Below are 23,855 nucleotides of genomic sequence, written 5' to 3'. Positions count from 1 at the left end.
TATTTTCTATCAAATTCGTATTCTTTTTAGAAATTGAAAGATATAATGACTTGCGTTTATATATTACTTCGATATTATCTTTATTTAATTATTAATTGCCTTTCCCTAGCTTCTAAAAAAAAAAGACGCTTCTTATGAAACATCTCCTGTATGGGAAAGAAAAAACATTGGTTTTTCTACAAATACTATCCCCATCAAAATTTTACCAGGATTCAAAGGATATAATATAAAGTTACAGTATTCTAAAAACCAAATCTTTGTTATAAAAAAGCGAAGTTGATTTACTATTTAATCAACTTCACCTCTATTTAAATGCTGTTATTTATTGAAATTTTCGAACATTACAATCGCAGTATATAAAACACCTGCTTCGCCTCTGAAAGTGCCTGAACCTCTTGGTTCATTTTTTACAGAATACCATTCGAAGAAACCATTATTATCTTTCACACGTTTCAACATTGGTTGTACTTCTCTGTAAGCTTCTTCAACATAACCGTATTTAATTAATTGCTGAATCGTTCTGGCTCCAAACCAGGTCCAGTCTCCTCCGTTTTGATAACTGTAAATTGGATTCATGATTTTGTTTATAAAAAAACCATTAGGATAAGGAGGGTAAAGCGTTAAACCAATAGAAGGTGCTCCGGCCTCTTTTACTCTTTTTACCATCTCGTCTAACGAAGCTTTTACTTCTTTTTTAGTCAACAATCCAGCTTCCATTGCAACGGTTGTACCTCCAAAATAGAAAATATTATTCTCGTCAAAATCAGCTGGAAAAGGCGATCCGTTCAAATACAAGTGCGGAATATATTTTTGATTTTTAGCATCCCAAAGGTAAGTGCGGGTATTTTTTGCTACATCTGTTTTAATTTTATTCCATTTCGTTTTAGTCGCCGGAATCATTTCCATTATGTTATTCAAAGCTACAATAAACATGGCATTGTCATAAATATCGCAGGCAACATGTGTATTTCCATCAACATCTACACCGTAACCTTCCTCTGGTTGCACATCTCCCCAATCTGCAGTTGTTGCTCCGGTAATTAAACCATATTTCTGACTGAAGCGATTTTTCATCAGGAAATCCATTGCCCATTCTAGTCTTTTTGCAACGGTTTTATCTCCTACTTTTTCTGCCAAAATAGATTTATCACCTGTTAATTGAATGTATTTATAAACCGCTTGTACTAATGAAGTTTCCTGATCTGTTTCTACCGTATTTTTATGAGCGGCATATCTTGGTTCTAATTTTGAATAAGAGAAATCAGTTTCTCCTGCTCCAATTTGTTCTTTAGGCGTGTACCCATCAATAATGTTTCCATCCTCGCCCTGCATTCTAAAAAACACTAAAAGATTCTCTTTTATATCTTCTTTTTTAGAAACTTGTGCCGCTAGCTCAATAAAGGTATTATAATCGCGAATCCATACTTCGCGATAACCATCTCCGGCATTAACACCGGTTTTCATTACTGCTAAAGCCTTGTTTTTCACAAAAGGCATGTACTGATCATTTTTAATTTGCTCCGATAATTTTTTGTCAATTACTGTTTTTTGTTGCGCTATAGCAGTACATGCAAATACAAGAGCCGCTATTGAAGAAAGAATTTTTCTCATCTGTAGATAAATATTATTTTTTTTGAAATCTGTAAATTGACTCCGATTTAATTTTTAACCTTTTATAGCTATCAGAAAGATTATAAAAACCCAACAGATCCGATATCAATTTATTTGTTTGTACTCATCGATGGTGGTGGTGTTTTTATGCCCCATTTTTTGTTTGGATTTGCTCCCATATCAAAAATTAAAGTTCCTCCGTTGGTTAGTTTTTTGCGATCAATCCAGGCATTTTCAATTTTTTCTCCGTTGAAAGAAGCTGCTTGGATATATTTGTTTTTCTTCGAATTGTTTTTGGTTTCAATCACTAATTCATCCCCTTTATAATATTTTTTATTCAATTTGATGGTCACTTTATCAAACAATGGGCTTCCAAATTGAAAAGTTGGATTCATGGCCGCATGTCCCTGAACATCGAACAATCCCATTGAGGCCATCACAAACCAAGCTCCCAATTGTCCCTGATCTTCATCCTGACCAAATCCGTAGCCATGAAGTGGTTCTGCACCGTAGAATTCATCGCAAATCGCACGCGACCATTTTTGCGTTAACCATGGTTTTCCAGAATAATTAAACAAGAACGCATGATGCAAACAGGGCTGATTTCCATGATTATAAAGCATTTCTAATCCAGAGAAACTATCAATTCCTTTTCCACCGCCAAAAGTCGATTTTTGGCTTTCTTCAAATGTGGTTTCCAAACGTTTGTTGAACAAATCCAAGCCTAAAACTTTGATTAATCCCGCAGGATCTTGAGGAACATACCAGGTATATTGATAACCATTTGCCTCCTGAAATCCTCTCCAGGCTTGCATTGGATTAAAATTTTCGATGAATTTGCCGTTTTCATATCTCGGACGAATGAATTTGGTTTCCGGATCAAATATATTTTTCCAATTTCCAGCCTGTTTGATCAGTTTTTCATAATCCTTCTTTTTACCTAAAGCTTTGGCAAATTGAGAAACACCATAAGATGTATAAGCAAATTCCAGCGTATGCGAGGCACCAAAATTAAACGTCCATCCATTAGCCAGCAGCGTATCTTTAGAAGGAATATAGCCTTCTTTTACAAAGTATGCCAAATCGTATTTTCCTGAGCCAAACGGTCGATTGCTATACCCCGTTTCATTTTTATAGGCAATCTGGTAGGCTTCTTCTACATTAAAATCACGAATACCACAGTTATAAGTCGAAGCAATCATTAAACCAAAACAATTGGTTTGTACACCATTAGAATGTGCTCCTGCAGCTACTCCGTCGTGTAACCAACCTGTTTCTTTGGCAAAATCAATATTCGACTGAATATATTCGCTCAAATAATCCGGGTAAGCCAAGGCCCAAAGTTGACTCAAATTCCAGAATCCGCCCCAAATTCCATCTGTGTTATAATGATTGTATTTTGGTTTTCCATTTTCATTCAATGGAATATGACCAATTTTACCATCGTGTCTGGGATAACTTCCGTTAGCATCGCTCGCTAATCCGCGTCCTAAAAGCGCATGATATAAGCCTGTGTAGAATTTTACTTTGTTGATACTGTCTTTGGTTTCGACTTTAATTCGTCCTAATTTCTCATTCCATTTTTTGTGAGCGGTTTCTTTTACTGCGTCAAAAGTTTGTCCGGTTGCTTCGGTTTTCAAATTCAGTTTTGCATTTTCGATACTCGTATAAGAAAGTCCCACTTGCATTTCGAGAACTTCCCCTTTTTTAGTATCAAAATTCACGTACATTCCGTTTCCGATTCCTTTAGTTTCTGCTTGATTATCGGAAGTTTTATCGTCTATAAATGAACCATACGATTTTGGCGTTTTACCCAATTGAATTACAAAATACATTTTCACACGTTTGTCAGGATCACAGAATTTTAAATACTCCGGATAAGTTTCTATACTTCCTTCTAAAGTATTTTTTCCTGAAAGTTTCATTGTAGCATCAGTCACACCACTGCTTTCGCCCTGACGATGTCCGATGTCGAAAATAATACGTGATGCAGCAGACTCTGGAAAAGTGTATCGGTGAAAACCAACTCTTTCAGTGGCTGTCAACTCAGCTTTAATTCCATATTCTTTTAAGAAAACAGAATAATAACCCGGTTCAGCGTGTTCGTCTTTTTTGTCAAAAGTAGATCGGTAACCTGTTTCTGGTTTTTCTAAAGTTCCCGGTATTGTTTGCAATTTTCCTGTTACCGGCATGGCTACCAAACCTCCAATTTGAAATTCATGAAAATGTCCAAAACCTTCAATCGAGTTATGACGATCGTCGTATCCACAGGGTCCCCAACTTCCCATACTTCCATAAGCATTGGTATGCGGAGCCAATTTTGCCATACCAAAAGGCAAAGAAGCCGGCGTGTAAAAAAACCAACGCCCGTGTACCGAACCAATTTGCGGATCGACCCAAGAAGCAGGATTGAAATCGTCTTTTTTCTCTGAACAAGAAAAAAGTAAAATCGACATTATAAAAAGTAATACTATTTTAAAAATGGTTTTCATATAGCTGTTTATGCTGTTTAAGATTAATTTTTTCTGTTTTAATCAATTTTTACATTTTCAATAAAAACTCCGAAACTCCACTTCCAACCATATTGATTTCAGATGAATTTGATTTTTTATCGCCTGTTGATACGTCAATAATAGATTGTGGAATTAAAGATTTCCAAATAAATTTAGTTTGTTCTACAGATTTCTCCGGATTGAATAAACGCATCAATATTGTCCCATCTTCATTTGGTGTCAAACTTGTGACCACAATTTTAGAATTGGTCAATTCAAAAAGATTTGAAGGCAATTTTACATCTTCATTAATAGTCATTCCAATCAAAGGTTGTGTAAACTCGGCTGCTGCTTTTTCCATATCAACATCATTTACTCGAGCATGTGGACGAAGTGCGTATTTGAAATTTACAATTCCTTCCTGATCCGCTTTATAATTGGTATGCCAATAATTGTTCATCGCATAACTGAACCAGGTCGCCGTTGGTTTCTCTGATTTTTTCCATTCTTTATGGTTCGGTACAACTTCTTTTCGCTCATCGATGAGACTGTTTGGTTCAACCAAAGGTGATTCCAATAACATCCACTGAATTCCTTTGTCTCCGGCAGAAACATCAACCCATCTTCTTCCGTACAAATAATCCATATTTGATCCTGCCAATTGGTCTTTCAAAAATTCCATCGAGCCATAACCCGCATCAAGAGTCGTTTTGGTAAATTGTGCACTAAATGGATATCCAAAATGAACACCTTCTTTTGTTCTAATGGCTTTTTTATCTAAAACATTCTGAATTAATACTTCATCACTTCCGTTGTAAAGCGAAAGAATACGCTCTAATTTATTGGCTCCAGGCGCATCAGAAGTAATCGAAACTGTTGTCATAACCGGGCCTTTTTCGATAATTTTAACCCCAACGTTTCCATTGGTTTGTACTTCTTCAGGATTTAATCCCGGTACGTACCAATAACTGTTTAGCCCTTGTTTCTTAAAATCTCCAGCGTAATTAAAATCCGAAATAGCTTTCAGATTCGTGATACTTCCATTGTTTTTGTCCCAGCTAAATTCAATTTTTCCGTTTGATAAAGAATTTTCACCCAAAACAAATTTGCTTGTCAAAACTGGCGCCACTTTGTTTGTTATTTCATAAATAGCAGTTCCAAAAGCAGGAACTTCTTTTGCTATAAATGCATACTTTCCGTTACTCAATTTTTGCAAAGGCAAAATATTCCCGCTTGCATCTTTAATTGACTTTCCCTCAAGATTTGTTTGAAAAGTCACTAGTCCGGTTCTTTTCCAGGAAGAAGTATTAAAAACAGCTATTTTTTTAGATTGAGAATTGCTCATCTTTTCAAACAAATCTTTCTCTAATGCATTAATCTGAGTATCTGCATCGAGCATAAATTGTCTTTTAATACGCCATTGTTCTGTTACAAAAGGAGCATCAGGAGCTGTAATGCTATTGTGCGCTCCCCAGGTATGTTCGTGAAACATGATGATATTTCTCCAAGCCTCGTAGAAATTTTGTTCGTTGTACTCTTTAGGATTCAACATCGTGTAAAGCGTAGTCAATTGTTGCAGACGCAAACTATTTACTCTGTTTTGCCCTTCTTCTTTAGCAGTCGAAAGTGCGCCATCTTCCCAATACGGAGTCAAATCTCCTTTTACAGTTGGGATTTTATCGCCATATTTTTTCTCAAAAGCTTCAAACATTTTCTCTGTAGTATTGAGAATCAGTTTTGGAGAAGCATATTTTTCATTCCAGTTTTTTACAAAATCAGAACTATTAGGTTCAATCGGGCCATTGTCCGCCACAATGTTAAAACGCCATTGTACCATGTCATATGGATAATTATTCTCCGTTAATTCGTTTAAATAATCTGCAATCTTTTTTGGTCCTCTTTCATAAATGTTGCCCGCTTGCATTCCATGCCATGACGAATACCCTTTGGCTCCAGCCCAAAATAAGATTTTTTCCTCTCCTGAAGGTGATGTCCACCAAACTGGTTTGTCTCCCCAATTTTTCAGAAAATGCCCTGCTCTGTCTCCTCTGTAAGGATGGTCTAGTCCCATAAAATTAGAACCAATTGAGAAATATTTTACGCCTCCTTTTGAAAGTGCCGTTACCGTAGACCACGCAAAACCAGGCACATCTGAAATCATGGCACTATTAATCTTAAAACCAAATTCCTTGCGCAGTTTGGCTGCATAATCTGTGTAATGAAACATTTCTTCGGCCTGACTCATTCCTGTAAGCATATTTACATACAAAGCCGAAAGAAAAATATCTCCATTTTTTACAGCTACAACAAACTTCTCTTTTTGCGTTGGAGAAGCTACTTTTAGATAATTTTCAACTGCCCAAATAGACTCAATATTCCATTTGAATTTTGCTTCTTCGGGATATGATTTTGTTTTTTCAATCATGGCAAGAGCATCATCAATATTTTTATTGTGAATTTTCAGAATCTCAGGCTGTAAATCAGAATATCCAATATCAGTATGAGAATGATGCAATAAGTGAAGTTCTCTATAGACAACCGGTTTTACAACAAAATAATCATCAACAAAAATTTTATTGTTTACACTTGCTTCAACTTTAATTTTTTCTTCTTTATTAACTGCCGCAATTGGAACATCAAAACTGTTCATTCCGTCTTTGGCGATATAACTATATTCTTGTTTACCATTGATTTTTACTTTTACCGGTTCGTCTTTTCCAAAATGTAAAACAGTAACAACAATAGGCTGCGTTCCATTTTTTAGAAGAAAAGGCATCGGAACAACTTTTACATTTTCTTCAAATGCAAATTTGAAAGTCATAAACCAATCATTACTGTTTTGTTTTTGACCAACGATTTTGATTCGAATTGCCTGTCCTGATTTTACTTTACTCACCGGAAGACGCAAAAAAGCATACCCTTGTGAATCATTTGCACCATCAAGCTTAATTTGTTGAAATGCTAATGCTGATCCGTCATCTGCTTTGAAGATCCAGTTTGGATTTTGATTTTTAGGTAACGTTGTAAAAGCCAGAATCTTTTTTCCGTCAACGTACAAATCGTAATTTCGATCGCCACTGCTTGATCCGGTAGAATGTCCTGCCACCCAACTGAAATAAACATAATCCCCTTTTATTTTATTAGGAACAAGAGATGTTTCCCACTCTATTGTCTTATTTCCGTCTGTATTTCTGGTTAGAAGTGCCACCGTCGCATAATCCTGAAAAGCCGAATTATACGTAATATTTTCACCCGTAATTTCTTTTGCAAAACCATTAATCCAATTGATTTTTCCAAAATAAGGAACTTCCTTTTGAGCAAAACTTGATTGTGTTAACAAGATCAGCAAAAAGACTAAGGATAACTGTTTGATGTTTCGTTTTATTAAATTCATATTCTATAATTTACCGGGGTTTGACTTTAGATCCAAATTCCAGGCTCTTTCGATTTCTTCTAAACTTTTTCCTTTAGTTTCAAACAATTTCTTTTTAGCATATCCAAAAGAAAGGATACAAAAGAAAGAGAAAATAAAGAAGGTAGCTGCAATTCCTAATCCGTCTCTCAAGATGGGAAACAACAAGTTCACAACCCAATCAGAAACCCACATCGTCATGATACACATTGACAAAGCTGTTCCTCTAATATGTGTTGGGAATATTTCTGTTGAGATTACAAATTTTAATGGGCCAAGTGAAAAGGCAAAAAATAAAAGAAATAAAATGATGCTAAATAACATGAACCAGCCTGTTATATTCATCAGGAAGCAAAAGCCTGTCAATGCCAATGCAAAAGCGGCACACAAGGAACCTATTAAATACAAAGGTCTACGCCCCCAACTATCAACTTTAAAGATTGCTATAAAGGTAAAAAGCATATTTGCCGACCCTAATATTACCTGATAAAACAATGCATCACTAGTAACAATACCTGCCGATTTTAAAATAGTTGGGCCATAAAAAATAACACCATTAATACCGCTAAATTGCGACAAAGCAGTAAGTACCATGGCCAATGTCAATAATTTACGCAGTGGCAAACGCAATAATTCTTTATAACCACCCGATTTTTGACTGGCCATTTCTTTAATAGAATCCAGCTCTAATCTTGCTGCATCTTCTCCGTTTATTTTGGTAAGAATACCTAAAGCTTCTTCATTTTTTCCGTATTGTACCAACCAACGCGGACTCTCTGGAACTATCATTAATAACAAACAGAATCCCGCTGCCGGAATAACACCTACGAGAAACATCCCACGCCAAACATTTTCGACAAACAACCAATGTATCAATCCATTTCCTTCTCCTGCATGTGAGGAAGCATATCTTTGTAAAAATAAATTACTGATATAAGCCGCTAAAATACCTATGGTAATGGCAAGTTGATAAAACACTACTAATTGTCCGCGCTTATGCGAAGGAGCAACTTCTGAGATATAAAGCGGTGACACATTTGAAGCCACACCAACGCCCATACCTGCCAAAACACGAAATAAAATCAATACAGGATAGGCCTCAGAAAATGCAAAACCTATGGCACTTATTAAAAATAATACAGCCGAGATTGCCAATACTTTTTTTCTTCCGATTTTATCACTGAGATAACCTGAAAAACCAACACCAACAATACAACCTAATAAAGCACAAGAAACAAATAATCCTTCCTGTGCAGCTGATAATCCGTATTGTAATTTTAATGGTTCGATAATTCCGCTTACAACGGCCATATCAAAACCGAATAAAAAACCTCCCAACGCTGCTATAAGCGTTATGAGAAATATAAAATATTTTGTTCCTTTTCTTTTCATAATAGTTTTTAGTTTTTAATAGTACATGCAAATCTATATTGGGGTTTGCACAAGGTTAAAGGCAACATGGGTGGTTCATTTAATTTGTTGCTTTTATGGTTTTAACACCAGCTATCTTTTACATACGAAACCACAACAAATGCTTTTTTATTGATTTTGTGATTGATTTTGTATTTGGGAATATTTGCCGGAATTACAAAAGTTTCAGCATATTTGAACTTTTGACTATTTTGCCCTGCGGCTACTTGTGCAATATCACCTTCAACTAACATACAAATATGACATTGCCCGAGGGTTTCAATTTCGATCTCGCCTGTAAATTCGTAACGATCAACGGCATAAAAATGATCTTCATGCGTGGGTAAACTTACTTTTCTACCGTTTTCAAATTCTTTCACAACGGTTTGTTTTGAAATGAATTCTTCTACAATTCTTTCTCCTTTTCTGTCAAAATGAACATTCTTGAATCCGTGTTCTACATTGATCGGACGTGGTTTTCCATCTAATCCCGGGCGAACCCAATCGTACATTTTGAAAGTAAAAATATAAGGTGTACTGCTTATTTCTAAAACCATATTATTGATTCCTGATGCATGAATGGTTCCGTTTGGAATCAGGAATAAATCATGTTTTTTAGCTTTGTGTTTTAACACATATTTTTCAATATCTATGGCTTCTGATTTCTCTTGAGATTCGATCAAAGCATTTTTAAATTCTTCTGGATTGATGTCTTCTGTAAATCCTAAATAAACATCGGCATCATCAGCACAATCTAAAATATAATAGGTTTCATCCTGAGTAAATTTTTCACCAAAATTTTCTTTGATATACTCCGGACGCGGATGACATTGCACAGAAAGATTTCCTCCATCGAAAGTATCCAAATAGTCAAAACGAATTGGAAAATCATTTCCGAAACGATTAGCCGCTTTTCCTAATACTTTCTTGTTGTCCTGAAACATTAAATAATCAAAAGAAACTTCTAATAAGTGATTATTTCCTTCCAAGACAATTCCGTTCTCAGGTGTAATTAATTCAAAAGACCAGGCATAATTAACTTCGTCCTGATTCAAATCATTGATATGTTCCTTCATCCATTGACCACCCCAAACCCCGGCTTCAAACCAAGGACGGGCACGCAACGGACTTTCTAGCATCAAATCTAATGCGCTTCTAAAATCACTTCCCTGCATCCAGGTAATTTCATCTATACGCTGTTCATCTACAATAAAATCTATTTTTGGCAACAAAAGTTCTTTGTGTGCATTTAGAACCGGCCATTCGATAAAATACATTCTTTTATAAATCTGCGAATATACCAAAGGATCAGTACAACCAATATTTTTGGTCGAACCCGCTCTCATTCTGTATTGAATTTCATTTTTTGGAACATCTACATAAATCAATTTTCCTGTCCAATTGGCTAGAGATGCTCCTGTCCCATAAACAATACAAATATCAGCAGTAGTGTCCGGTTGTAATAAATTCAATTTATCCGTATCGAAAAAATCAGAAAGTTCACCCAAATATCTTTTACCAAAAACCGGATCATCTCCGTTTAGATTTGGTTTAATCATTGCTTCAATTTCTAAAGATGATTTCAAACAAGAATCGATATCATACCAAAGCACATTCAGTTTTTTCTCGGTTAAAACCAAATTCAAATGATTTCTAAAATTTTCCCAAAGAACACCGCCAAAGCCATCTATAATTACCGTTTTTTGTTTTGCAATAGCATTTCCCAAAGATTTAAATCCAACGAAAATTTCAGAATTAGTCTTTAAAGACGGGAAAACATTATATTCTGCATTGGCTTTTACAACTGCATTTACCGGCAATAAAGGTTGTGTGGTTTTTCTTTTAGATTCAATTGTTTTCTCCATTTGTAATTTGTGTTTTTTTCCTGCAATAATTGTTGCTCCTTTCAAAATACTTTGTTCAGCATTATCACAGAAAACAATATTTAATTTTGTTTTTAATGCATTTAATTTCTCTGTTAAAGGGGGCATAAATAAAGCTTTGGCTCTTGAAATATTTCCTCCGATTACCAGTTCTTCACAACCAAATTTTTCTAACCAGGGAAAAAGAAATGTTCCCATATTAGTTCCAAAATTGATAAAAACTGCTCTCGATATCTCGTTGTTTAAATCAGCGATTGCTTTTACTGATTGGATACTTTTCCCTGAAATACGTTTGTATTCTGCTAAGAGCCAACGGGTCGAAAAACACTCATCGGCAATTGTGTCTAAAAAAGGCTGATTGTAAAAAACATCCGTTTCCGGAATATCCAAATGACTTTTAACCAAATCGCCATCTACCATAAAAGCCGATCCAAATCCGGTTCCTAAAGTCAGGAAAACGGTTCTCTTGCTATTTAATTTGTGACGAAAATAGGCGCCTTCTGCAAAGCAATCTGCATCATTAGCAAAAACAAAAGGAACGTTATTCAAACCTGTAGAATTTTTCAGTGCTTGTTGGATATGCAGACCAAAAGTAGTTTCAAACTTTCCGCCAACATTCAAGATTTGGCTAACTCCTTTCTCATAATTAAAAGGTCCCGGAAAAGCAATTCCCACGGCATCAACAATATCGCCGCTGTTTAAAATTTCGTTTATACAACTCGCAATTGCCGCAACAATAACGGTCGGTTTTTCTTCAGAATTGATTTCTTTTCTTAACATTAACTGCGGTTGTCTTTCGATATTATTATTTTCTATAACACTTACCGTAACATGACTTCCGCCTACATCAATTCCTATTTTTTTCATTTTTTAAATGGTGCGTTTTATCTCTATTGTGTACGTAAACCAGTCATTTCTGTAATAACAAATGTTGTACTCAATTGGTTTTCTTGCCGTATCAAGAACTACCCTCTTTCTTTCCAGAACAGGTTGGTCTTTTTCGATTTTCAAAAGACCAGCAATACGTTTACTCGCAGCAATGGCTTTAAGTTCTTCCTGAGAATACACCGGAACTACATTGTACTTATTACCCAGGATTTCGTATAAAGGAGCCTCAAAATTTTCATCGATAGAAAGACCTATTCGCGGATGAAAATAAGATTCAAAATACACCATCGGACTATCGTCAATACTTCGTGTACGTTGTAAAAGCAGCACTTGATCTCCTTCATTAATTTGCAAATGCTTGGCTATTTTAGCGCTGGCCTGAACCATTTCTACGTTTAGCGAAAGATTTTTAAATTCCAATCCCATATCTTCCATTTCGTGAGTAAAACTCATCCAATTGTTCAGATTGGTTGTGATTCTACTTTGAGAAACTCTTGTTCCGGAACCTTTCTTTCGAACTAATAATTTTTCGTTTACCAAAATGGCAATCGCCTGACGCAATGTGTTACGGGAAATTCCCCAACGCTTGGCCAAATCAACTTCTTTTGGAAATAACTCCCCGCTTTTAAAATCAGGATGTTTGATTAGTTCACGTAATAATTCCTCTACTTGTTTGTGCAAGGGAATTTTACTGTCGTGATCTAATAACGGTATTTTGTTCATATGTTCATACATATGACAAATGTAATCGTTTTTTTTTACGAACAAAATTATTTCAAAAAAAAATGTAACATACTGATTACTAAACATTTTTAGTTGATAATATTTCTTACTAAAACGATATAGCAAATTGACTGATTATCAGACAATGAAGCAAAAAAAAGATGTTTTATCCACTAAAAAACTTTAGTATGTTCCTGTTGTCTTTCAAAAAAAAATCTTAATTTGTTACTTTCTGAGACTTTCAAATTCAGTGTTAATTAGCTATATTTGTTTTTTACAAAATCGATTTAGTAAATTAACCTCTAATTTTTAGTTTACCTAACTAACTACTTGTCAGCATTGTCAAGATTACAACCGAAGTGCTGATCAACCAAAAAATACCACAACATGAAAAAAACCTTATTTACATTCTTTACCTTTTGTATAATCTCTTTGTCTTTTGCTCAAATGACACCTAAAGCCATTAAAGTTACCTACCAAAGAAGTTCTAACGGAAAAGTAATCCCGAACCAGGATCCTTTATTTTTATATGCTTCTAAGGATTTGAGTTTGATCACAACGGATAAAATCATGCAGCAAAAAGCAGATTTTCCCTTCGAGCAGACTTTTGTTGATTTTAATTCTAAAACCATTTCGCAATTGGCCAACTTAAAGGCAAACAAATCGATTCTCACTCACGATGCTGAGGCTTTAGGAAAACAAAAAATTGAATTCACCGATGAAACCAAAAAAATCCTGAATTTCACCTGCAAAAAAGCAATAACGATCGTAAACTCAAATAAAATAGAAATTTGGTACACCAATGAATTAGGAATCAAAGGCGGACCAAGTGTTTTGGGACAAGACTTAGGTTTAGTTTTAGAAACGATTCGTAACGGGAACAGCGCTTTAACAGCTACAAAAGTTGAGATTTTAAAAACAATCCCGACAATTTTAGCATTACCAAAAGTTCCTGAAGTTGATCAATTGACTTATAAAGATCGTTTATGGAAAAGTCGTTTTGTGAATATCTCAGTTTTCAATAAAGAACAAATTCATTTTGCAGGCGATGCAAAATCAAATGATAGCATTTTCAGATTTGCCAGCGGAACTATAATTGTGCGAAAAGTAAAATTTCCTGAAATAAAAAAAGGAAGTGGTATTTATGTCGATGTTACCCAACAATCCAATGGTGATGCTTACGATAGAACGGGTTCGGTTTTTATGATTCCAACTGATAAAAAAACTTCTTTTCTGGACGGATTAAAAAATGGAGTTCAAAAGTTACCTGTTTATGAAAACGGAAATGGTAAAAAATACCAAGGTGTTGTGGCAACCAACGAATATACTCCTTTGCTGGAAATGATGCGCTTTTTCACTCCTTTTGGCGTGAAGCATTTCAACTATTTACAACTAAAAAATAAGGTTTGGCAGGATAGTGTTTTCTACCGTCAGGACATTTCATTACTACAGCCTAAACTAAGTAATCAAGAAGTATATATAGGAATGTTTATTGGTAATTATGATGCGGGTGGACATAAGGCCAGTTTGAATATTTCGATTCACGAAGGTGAAGATAACAATCCGAAAGGCGATTTTATTCTACCTCTTTTCAATACGGTCAATGTTATGGAAATGGCCGGACAGGAATACGCAACCATGTTTGATAACGAAAAAGGTCTGGAAATGACTTTTGAAGTACCCGAAGGTTATAAAAATTTCAAATTGAGTTACACTACAACCGGACACGGAGGCTGGAAAAACGGCGATGAATTTTTACAAAAAAAGAATACCATTTTTATTGACGGAAAAGAAGTTTTTGGATTCACACCGTGGCGCACTGATTGCGGTTCATACCGATTGAGTAATCCTGCATCGGGGAATTTTGGCAATGGATTATCCTCATCAGATTTAAGTCGTTCTAACTGGTGTCCGGGAACAACGACCAATCCAAATCTTATTGATTTAGGAAATCTTTCGTCTGGAAAACATACCATTCGTGTAGCAATTCCTCTTGGAAAACCAGAAGGAACCAGCAGCAGTGCGTGGAATGTTTCAGGATTTTTGATTGGAGAAAGGTAATTGATAGTTAAACTTAGATAATATCGACTTATTGATTAAACGGAAGTCTTTATATATTTAAAAATTAAAAAAAACGTAAACTATTTAAGTGCAAATGAATTATGGCTTTTACTAAATATATTGTCATTATTCTAAATCCTTATTTAGTTTTGATTTTCACTATTAAAACTTTACTATCAAACCACCTAACTTAAAAAAACATGAAAAAAACCACACTTTTCCTGCTGTTTTTCGCGATGAGCTACACAGCAATAATAGCGCAAACCTACACCCCTACTGAAGGAAATCTAAAAAACAGAAAAGAGTTTCAAGATGACAAATTTGGGATGTTCATTCACTTTGGGCCTTATAGTGTTCTTGGTAATGGCGAATGGATTATGAACAACCAAAACATTAAAGTAACCGAATACGGAAGATTGATTAATGTATTTAATCCGCAAGATTTTGATGCCAAGAAATGGGTTGGAATTGCGAAAGCTGCCGGAATGAAATACATCACTTTTACCACGCGTCACCACGATGGTTTTAGCAATTTTGACACCAAATTATCCGATTGGAAAATTACAAATACACATTTTAAAAGAGATTTATTAAAAGAATTGGCAGATGAATGTCATAAAGAAGGAATCAAATTATTCTGCTATTATTCCCTTTTAGACTGGACAAGAACCGATTATCAATACGAGACAGGGAAAACAGGAAAAGGAACAGGCAGAACACAAAAAAGCGATTGGGACAGCTATATTCGTTTTATGAAAGGACAATTAACCGAATTGCTGACCAATTACGGAGAAATTGGAGGAATTTGGTTTGACGGACATTGGGATCAATTGGACAACGATACTGATAAAACATTGACATCAAAAGTAAATTGGCATTACGATGAAATTTACAAATTGATTCACTCACTTCAACCCAATTGCCTGATTTCAAACAATCATCATCTGACACCTATTCAAGGCGAAGATTTTCAAGCTTTTGAAAAAGATTTACCCGGTGGAAATACTTCTGGATTTGGAGGTCAATCTGTTTCTCAATTGCCTTTGGAAACCTGCGAAACGATGAACAATTCATGGGGATTTAATATCAATGACAGAAATTACAAATCGACCAAAGATTTGCTTCATTACATGATTAATGCGGCTAGTTTGAATGCTAATTTCCTTTTGAATGTTGGTCCAATGGCTAACGGATCAATCCAACCGGAATTTGTTCAAACTTTGAAAGAAATGGGGACTTGGATGGATCAAAACGGAAACAGCATTTACGGGACAAGAGGGAATGTAATGCCGCAGCAAAATTGGGGGGTATTTACTGCTAAAGACAAAACCTGGTTTGCACACATCATCAAAACACCAAAAGAGAACAATTATATTTTTATCCCTGAGATGAAACAAAAAATCAAAAAATGCTATTTGATGGACAGCAAAAAAGAACTAAAATTCAAACAACAACCCGAAGGAACTTTTGTGTATTTGGATGGCATCAAATTAGATTCAATCGATACTATAATTGAAATGCAAATACAGTAAATATCATAAATTAATTATCTATAATATGTTTCATAAAATTCTTTTCCTCTCTTTTGTTGCTTTTATTACTTGTGAACAAGGAAACGCGCAATCGACATTTTCAGCCGAAAAATTCCTTAAACACGATACTTATTTAGCATCCGATAAATTAGAAGGCCGTCTTGCAGGAACAAAAGGAAATAACGAAGCAGCAGCTTACATCAAAAAATATTTTAAAAAATTCGGGTTGAAAAAATTTAACAACAATTATTATCAGCCCTTTAAAATATTTATAAAACCGGATATCAACAAAATGAAATCGGACAGTGTATCGACTCAAAACGTTGTAGGTTACATAGAGGGTTCTGATGAAAATCTAAAAAAAGAATTCATTGTAATTGGAGCACATTATGACCATTGGGGATGGGGCGGAAAAGGTTCTGGCAGCAAGGAAAAATACACCATTGCAATTCATAACGGAGCTGATGATAATGCCTCGGGGGTTTCGGCTCTTTTGTCTATTTTGGAAGAACTTCATCATCATAAAATTGCTCCTAAAAGAAGCATTATTTTTATTTCTTTCAGCGGTGAAGAAGAAGGTTTATTGGGTTCAAAATATTTTGTCAGTCACCTGCCTGTAGATAAAAATGCTGTTAAAGTAATGATCAACATGGATATGGTAGGAAGATTAAATGATAAAAAAGAACTGTATATGGGTGGTGCCGGTACTTTTCCGGGAGGAGTTGAGCTGATGAAAAAATTAGGCGAAGGCAGCGGGCTAAATCCACTTGTTTTTGCTGGAGATGTTGGTGGTTCTGATCATGTTACATTTTACAAAAACGACATTTCGGTTATAGGATTACACACTGGCGGACATCCTCAATACCATACACCTGAAGACGATACGTCTTTGATTAACAGTGAAGGAGCTGTTATGGTTTGTCGATATATTTACAATGCTTTAACCTCTATTGCTAACTATGATCAGTCCTTAACTTTTATCAAGCAAAACTAAAATACTTTAAGATTATTTCTAATAGCTGTTTTGAGCAATTATTGAAAATCTCTTTTAAAATAAAAATCGGCAGACTGCGGTAAAATTAACTGCAAGCTTGCCGATTTTTTTATACTATATAACAAATAATACCAATCAAGAGTTGAAAGCAATTTGTGCCGTTAGGCACTAAATATTGGTAGAAAACATGATTTAGAATAAATTTAGCGTGCCGTAGGTACGCAATAGTTATCATTTTGTTACGTACCTATGGCACGCCAACGAATTTCGAACCGATATGACTACCGATATTTAGTGCCTAAAGGCACATTTCAATTCTTCATTGCATAAATAACTAGCACATCCATTTATTATAAAGAAAACCCCATCGTCAATTATATATCGACTTTAAGGTTTTCTCCTTACTAACAAAATATTAAAAATGAAATTTCTATCAATATTTAGTACCTAACGGCACATTTCAACTCTTCATTGCATAAATAACTAGCACGTCCATTTATTATAAAGAAAACCCCATCGCCAACTATACATTGACTTTGGGGTTTTCTCATTACTAACCAAAATTTAACTTAAAAATGAAATTATTTTACGTCCCAGAAAATTTTAGTACCCAGGTCGTCTTTATCCTTCACCGCATTGTAATTATCGGTATTATAAACTCTTTCTGAATTTGGATATGTCCAACGTGTTGGTGGAGTCTTTCTAATAGAGCTTGTCTCATCATCCATGAAATTAAATGCTGGAAGTTTTAATCTTCTTTGTTCGGCCCACGTTTCATCAGCCTGCATTACATTATAGTGAATATACTTTTGGAAAGCAATTAACTTCAATTGATCAGCAGCTGTTACAGCTCCGGCAAAGTTAATTTTAAGGATATAAGCCTCAATTTCAGCAGTTGTTGGCTCTGTAGTTGGTTTCCATGTTAAAACATCAGCTTTATCTCCTAATCTTACATAATATTCAATAGATTGTCTGATTGCTTTCTCGAAATATACTTTTGCTGTAGCAGCACTTCCATTTCTTGAATAGTACTCTGCAAGAATTAGGTTTACTTCGGCAGCATTTATCAATGTTCCTGGCAACCATTTGTTTTTACTAATTACAGATCTATTATAAATTGCTATTTCAGTATCAGCAATTAGTTGATCCTGAACTCCAGAAGACAGTGCCGGATCAAGTCCCACATAAGCTGTTGCACTTGCTCCTTTTTCAAACAACCAAGGTTCACGTGGATCACTATTGGCATTCATGTGATCAATCATTGGTTTTGGAGCAATGTTGTTGTTTCCTGATTCTAAAGCATCAAAGAAACCTGAAGTATCTAAATCAACATCCTGAGTATATACTCTGAATGCAATATTCTCTGAATTTTCATCTACAATTTTTCCTCCGGCAATGATTTCTGCCATTTCTGTATTGGCTCTTGCTGAAAAAGTAGAAACTGCAGAAACTCTGTTCAATAATTTTAAACGCAAAGAATTACAATAGTTCTTCCAACTTTCCAGGTTTCCTTTATTAATCAGGTCTTGATTTTTAAATACTGTTTCTACTCCGGTAGCCAAAGTAATTGAATTCAATTCAGTAGAAAAAGCTTTCAAATCGTCTAACATTTTAATGTAAAGCTCTGTTTGATTATCATACTTAGCTGCTGCTTCTCCATAATTACCACCTGTGAAACTAATTTTACCTGCTTCAGAGAAAGGAATATCTCCAAAGTTATCAATCATTTTTGCCGTATGATCATACAAATAAATCGTTGAAGTGATTGTGTAGATTCTATTCGCTGCCTGGTCAGCAGGAGATAAAGTAGCCATCACTTTTTCCAACTCTCTATATTGGGCAATAAATTTGTAATACCTGTTCCATCTGTCTTTTCCAGCTTCTCCGACAACATAACGACCTGCCGAATTGACAAACCCATGAGCCTGAGTATAACTTAAAGAAGTCGTTCTTATTACGGTAAAATAATTCCAATACGATGGGATTACATCCTCAAAGTTAATTTTCATGAAACCAGCAAACTGTTTAGGTACAGTTGTAGTTGTTACTGTTTCTGGATCTCTATATGCATCTGCAAAATCACTCTCTGAACAAGAGCCTAAAAAAATTGCTGCCGTCGCAAATGATATATATAATAATTTTCTCATGTTGTCTGTTTTTTAATTATAATTTATCCAATTAGAAAGATGCTCTCAACATTACTCCGTAACTTCTTGTTGATGGAGCTAATCCAGCATTGTTTACGTTTTTATCCCATCTGGATCCTGAAGTTGTTGCCTCAGCATCCATATCTTTAATTGTTCTGTAGATATAAAACAAATTACGACCGAAGAAAGACAAACTCAATTTAGTAGCTCCTAATTTACTGGCATATGCCGCTGGCACATTAAACGCAAGAGATACCTCTCTCAATTTAACATAGTCATTTTTCTGAATATACAATTCATAACGTGAGCTGCTGTATTGAGGACCTCCCCAGTTGTAAGTCATGTTATAATAACCTGCCTGAGAAATCACATTTGTATTTGGCGCGCCATCTGCAGTTACACCGTTCATTAACATACCATCGCGGTATAATGTTTGGCCTCCTGGTCCGGCAGTTGCAGTATTAGGAACCTGAACTCCTTTACCATTTTCCATGTAATACGTTAAACCACCACGCTCATTTGTACTATAATTCAATGTTTCTTCTGTCAATCCTCTTGCTTTCATCCAGTTAATCCCTGTTGGCATCAAATAACCTCCATAAGAATAATCGATATTTACATCTAATGTGAAACTTTTATATGTAAATGAATTCAATAAACCTCCCACACCTTTAGGCATAGCACTTCCGTATTTTACCCATTTATCTCCATCAAGCATTAAGAATCCATCAGAGTCAACCATATCCTTACCACTAGCATCAGTTTTAACAGGGTGCGCATAAATGCCTCCCATTGGATCACCTACTACAGATTTTAATTGAGCAGCAGATCCATCATAGTCAGCATGCAATAATTCACTTGCACCGTTAGCCAATTTTACAATTTTGTTGATGTTTTTTGCCCAGTTTAAAGTTACATCCCAAGAAAAATTCTCTGTTCTAAAAGGAGAACCTGTCAAAGCAACTTCAAATCCTTTATTACTCAATTCTCCCACGTTAGCTAATATTTGACTTGCTCCTGTAGTTGGTGCCAAGGTCAAATCAAGAATTTGATCTTTAACTTTTGCGTTATAATAAGAAAAATCTAATCCTAATCTTCTGTCGAAGAATTTAGTTTCGAAACCAAGCTCGTATTCATTTTTCATTTCAGGCTTGATTCCTTCATTTCCATACTTGTCTTGAGAATTTGTAATCAACACTGGATTTGAAGTTCCCTGAGTTCCCAATGTGTTTTGTATGAATGCCACATTTGCTCTGTAACGATCCGGATAGTTACCCACGATACCCCAAGAACCACGCATTTTTGCATAACTGATAAACTCTGGCAATTTTACCGCATCTGATAATACAAAACTTGAATTTACTGACGGATAAGTAAAGGCATTATTATTTGGGTTCATTGTAGAAGTACGGTCTCTTCTGATAGTTCCTTCAACGAACAAATAATTTCTGAAGCTACCACTTAAAGTTCCAAAAACAGCATCTTTTATAGTCTCTTCTCTTTTTGAGTCACTAGTCGCTATACCTATAGACGATTTCATATCGTACCATCCTTCAACACTTAAACCACCTCTAGTAGAACGAGATAATGTTCTATAAGTTTCTTTTGTACCAGAATAACCAAGAACAGCATTTACGCCGAAATCCTCATTGATTTTTTTGTTGTAAGTCGCTAATAAATCACCATAAAGAATATTATAATCCTGCCCCTCCATCATAAAAGAACCTGAACGATCTCCCTCGTTCCCAAATTCATAAATCAAAGGTACTTCTACCGGATTTTTATTTTCAATATTTACTGCAGTTAAATCAGTCGAAACACGACCACGTAATGTTAAATCTTTGGTGATCGAAAGCGTTTCAGTAACACTTGCTATTAAACGGTTTGTAATCTCGTCTTGCTGTTTAGCACCTGTGTTCCAAAAATAATCAGCAATATCTGATCTGAAACCATTACGGTAAATATTTTCACCAGGAGTTAAGCTTTGAGTATCTTTACCAATAACGTATTTGTATCCTAAACTAGTTTTGTATTTAGCTTTGTACCAATCACCATTATCAAATGGGCTAAGCATACCAGTAAAGTTATTTACCAAACGATCCATAGCAAAAGTACGGTTTTGTAAATTTTGATTCATATAACTCACAATAACATCTGTTTTCAACTTACCTGTTTTGAATGAGGCATTTACGTTAAAATTATTCTTTTTGTTATTGTTACCCATACTTAATGCTTCTGATTCAATACGTGTGTAAGAAAAACGAATACTACTGTTTTCAGTACTATTTGTAAGCGCAAAGTTTGTTGTCGAGTCCCATGAATTTTGGAACATATTTTTGTATCCATCTCTTTGAGCAGAATACGGACGAATTACTCCATCCCAAGTCATAACAGGCTTACCGTCAAACCAAGGACCAAAGTTATTACCACTATTTGAAACTCCTCTGGTTTCATTAGTACCATCACCATCTACATCATAATGAGCAAAACCGTCTGGAGCTAAATATCCTGTTGAATAATTAGCATTTGTCCAACCCGGTCCTCTTTCGTACTGAAATCTTGGCAAGTATGCAATTTGATTTCCTGAGTAACTCGTACTAAAATCAATACCTAAACCTTTTTTTCCTCTACCAGATTTAGAAGTAATCAATACAACTCCATTTACAGCCTCAGAACCATATAATGCAGCAGCAGAAGCTCCTTTAAGAATCGAAATATTCTCAATATCTTCAGGGTTAATATCAGCTAAACCATTATTTTTTACACGTTGTTGGTTCCAATAATCATTATTGTTAACCTCTCCATCACGAATAGGCACACCATCCAAAATAATAAGCGGCTGATTTCTACCCGTTATCGAGTTTATACCACGAATCTGGATATTGATTGCTCCGGCTCCACCTGGAGTAGAAGAAATACGTACACCCGGTGCTTTACCGTACAAACCATTAGCAATAGTAGGCGAAGCCGTTTTGACTAATGCATCTGATTTGATTATACTTGTAGCGTACCCAATTGATTTGTTCTTTTTAGATTGTCCCAAAGCAGTAACTGTAACACCATCAAGTTCGTTAGTAGCACTTGCTAATTTTACTTTCATTCCATCAACAGCTTTCAGTTCTGTTGTTTTAAACCCTATCGAACTTACGACAAGGGTAGCTCCTTCTCTCACCGAAATCGTAAATGCTCCATTTTCATCTGTAGCAGTTTCTTGTTTTGTTCCTTTTTCTTTAACAATAACAGATGGAACAGGCATATTTGCATTATCTGTAATTACTCCGGAGATTGTTTTTTCTTGCGCATTCACACCTTGGAAGCACAATACTGTTAGAAAAACTAACAGCGATTCATATAACAGCTTTCTCATAATTAATATTGGTTTGGTTTGGTTTGTAATTTGTTTAAATAAAAGGTTTGATTTCTTAAAAAAATGAATACTAAAACCTTTATTTTTTATTACCTAATTTCCCTTATCAAGGATTCGGTAATAGTTAAGTTTCCCGTTTAACATCTCTCTATTTCTTTTACATCATAAGCTTTTTTATTTATTTAATAATTTGTTTAATTCTCTGGGGTATTTTAAAATTCAACTATATCGTTTTAGTGTTTTGTTTGAAAAAAAAGGAATAAAATTCCTATACTGATTCTCTTATAGTTAGACTGCCTTTTTTCTTTTCTTTCTCAATTTTATAGTTAGTCCCGTCATTCATTTGCTTCATCAATAACAGTACAGTTTTTTTTCCTATCTCTTCAATTGGCTGAGATAAAACAGTTATAGAAGGAGAATGCAACCTAAAACTGTCATGATCATCAAAACTAATTACTGCTTTATCACTAGGAATTTTTAGCCCTAATCTTCTAAATGACTGCAAGCCTGCAAGCAATAAATAATTTGCTCCAAACAAAACAGCGTCAATTTCTGCATTACTGCTCAAGAATTCAGAGATCTTTTCTATTCGTTGCTCTTCACTGATTTTATATTCCAAATCAAGAATTTTAGTCTCATCATACAGCCCTTTTTCTTTCAACAAACTAATGTATCCTTGTTTTCTCAAATCCATCTGAATCAACTGCGAGGCATTTGTCACGAATGCAATTTTTTTGAATCCTTTTTCCAAAAAATAATTAGTAGCCCTTTGTGCTGCTTCAAAATTATCCAGAACTACATGGCTCACTTCTTGTCCTTCAAAATACCTATCAAGTAAAACAACCGGACATTGAAGCTCTAACAATCGATCGATAGTTGTTTTCATATTCTCAGTAGGCGTTATAATAAAACCATCAACATTAGCCTGTAATAAACTATTAACTAACTCAACCGCCCGATCATCATTTCCGCCAGTACTACAATAAAATACTCTATAATTTAAACCTATTGCCTCTCTCTCAATTACTCTTGCCAAATCAGCAAAAAAATGATTTGAAATATCTTCAACAATAAGCCCTATAGATCTTGTTTTACCAGTCCTCAAACTACTCGCGATCATATTAAGTTTGAACTTCATTTCTTCAGTAACCTTGAAAACTTTCTTGATCACTTCTTTACTGATCCCCATCTTCTCCCCTTTATCATTCAAAACAAACGAAACGGTAGTAACCGATACATTTGCTGCTTTGGCGATATCTTTAATAGTGATCTTTTTTTTCATTAAAAGTTAATATAATCTTAAAATTAAGTTAATTTGTTATTGACAAATATATA

12 protein-coding genes are annotated in these 23,855 nt (G+C 35.0%); 3 read left to right on the top strand and 9 right to left on the bottom strand.

Annotated elements, in window-relative coordinates; genetic code table 11:
• Positions 1–318 precede the first annotated feature (318 nt).
• The 6 genes from LPB88_RS03015 to LPB88_RS02990 form a co-directional block, all read right to left on the bottom strand.
• Positions 319–1,611 carry a hypothetical protein gene (locus tag LPB88_RS03015; RefSeq protein WP_230712314.1) on the bottom strand — a complete coding sequence of 431 codons (1,293 nt, stop codon included), beginning with the start codon at positions 1,609–1,611 and terminating at the stop codon, positions 319–321.
• Between the two features lie 110 nt (positions 1,612–1,721).
• Positions 1,722–4,103 (bottom strand): GH92 family glycosyl hydrolase, encoded by a 2,382-nt coding sequence (locus tag LPB88_RS03010; RefSeq protein WP_230712313.1) that lies wholly within the window; start codon positions 4,101–4,103, stop codon positions 1,722–1,724.
• Positions 4,104–4,152: 49 nt separating this feature from the next.
• On the bottom strand, positions 4,153–7,497 hold the full coding sequence (locus LPB88_RS03005; RefSeq protein ID WP_230712312.1) for a glycoside hydrolase: 3,345 nt from the start codon (positions 7,495–7,497) through the stop codon (positions 4,153–4,155).
• Positions 7,498–7,500: 3 nt separating this feature from the next.
• Positions 7,501–8,907: a sugar porter family MFS transporter gene (locus LPB88_RS03000; protein WP_230712311.1), complete on the bottom strand. Its 1,407-nt coding sequence runs from the start codon at positions 8,905–8,907 to the stop codon at positions 7,501–7,503.
• 101 nt (positions 8,908–9,008) lie between these two features.
• Positions 9,009–11,675 carry an ROK family protein gene (locus LPB88_RS02995; protein WP_230712310.1) on the bottom strand — a complete coding sequence of 889 codons (2,667 nt, stop codon included), beginning with the start codon at positions 11,673–11,675 and terminating at the stop codon, positions 9,009–9,011.
• 3 nt (positions 11,676–11,678) lie between these two features.
• Positions 11,679–12,419, bottom strand: coding sequence for a GntR family transcriptional regulator (locus LPB88_RS02990; RefSeq protein WP_230712309.1), 741 nt, complete (start codon positions 12,417–12,419; stop codon positions 11,679–11,681).
• Between the two features lie 387 nt (positions 12,420–12,806).
• Here LPB88_RS02990 and LPB88_RS02985 point away from each other — a divergent pair, with 387 nt between their 5' ends.
• The 3 genes from LPB88_RS02985 (at position 12,807) to LPB88_RS02975 (ending at position 17,006) form a co-directional block, all read left to right on the top strand.
• The gene (locus tag LPB88_RS02985) at positions 12,807–14,480 is read left to right on the top strand and encodes a PNGase F N-terminal domain-containing protein (RefSeq protein WP_230712308.1); all 1,674 of its coding nucleotides are present in this window, start codon (positions 12,807–12,809) and stop codon (positions 14,478–14,480) included.
• A 200-nt stretch (positions 14,481–14,680) separates the two neighbouring features.
• Positions 14,681–16,012: an alpha-L-fucosidase gene (locus LPB88_RS02980; RefSeq protein ID WP_230712307.1), complete on the top strand. Its 1,332-nt coding sequence runs from the start codon at positions 14,681–14,683 to the stop codon at positions 16,010–16,012.
• A gap of 25 nt (positions 16,013–16,037) precedes the next feature.
• Positions 16,038–17,006, top strand: a complete 969-nt coding sequence (locus LPB88_RS02975; RefSeq protein ID WP_230712306.1) for a M20/M25/M40 family metallo-hydrolase — start codon at positions 16,038–16,040, stop codon at positions 17,004–17,006.
• Positions 17,007–17,587: 581 nt separating this feature from the next.
• Here the strand turns inward: LPB88_RS02975 and LPB88_RS02970 are convergent.
• The 3 genes from LPB88_RS02970 to LPB88_RS02960 form a co-directional block, all read right to left on the bottom strand.
• Entirely contained in the window at positions 17,588–19,153 is a 1,566-nt protein-coding gene (locus tag LPB88_RS02970; RefSeq protein WP_230712305.1) for a SusD/RagB family nutrient-binding outer membrane lipoprotein, read from the bottom strand.
• Between the two features lie 31 nt (positions 19,154–19,184).
• Positions 19,185–22,520 (bottom strand): SusC/RagA family TonB-linked outer membrane protein, encoded by a 3,336-nt coding sequence (locus tag LPB88_RS02965; protein WP_230712304.1) that lies wholly within the window; start codon positions 22,518–22,520, stop codon positions 19,185–19,187.
• 268 nt (positions 22,521–22,788) lie between these two features.
• Positions 22,789–23,802, bottom strand: a complete 1,014-nt coding sequence (locus LPB88_RS02960) for a LacI family DNA-binding transcriptional regulator (protein ID WP_230712303.1) — start codon at positions 23,800–23,802, stop codon at positions 22,789–22,791.
• Between the last annotated feature and the right edge of the window lie 53 nt (positions 23,803–23,855).

The sequence above is a fragment of the Flavobacterium sp. JAS genome, assembly GCF_020991455.1.
Taxonomy (GTDB): Bacteria; Bacteroidota; Bacteroidia; order Flavobacteriales; family Flavobacteriaceae; genus Flavobacterium.
Note: the sequence above shows the minus strand (reverse complement) of the source record. Positions and strands in the feature narration are given on the sequence as shown.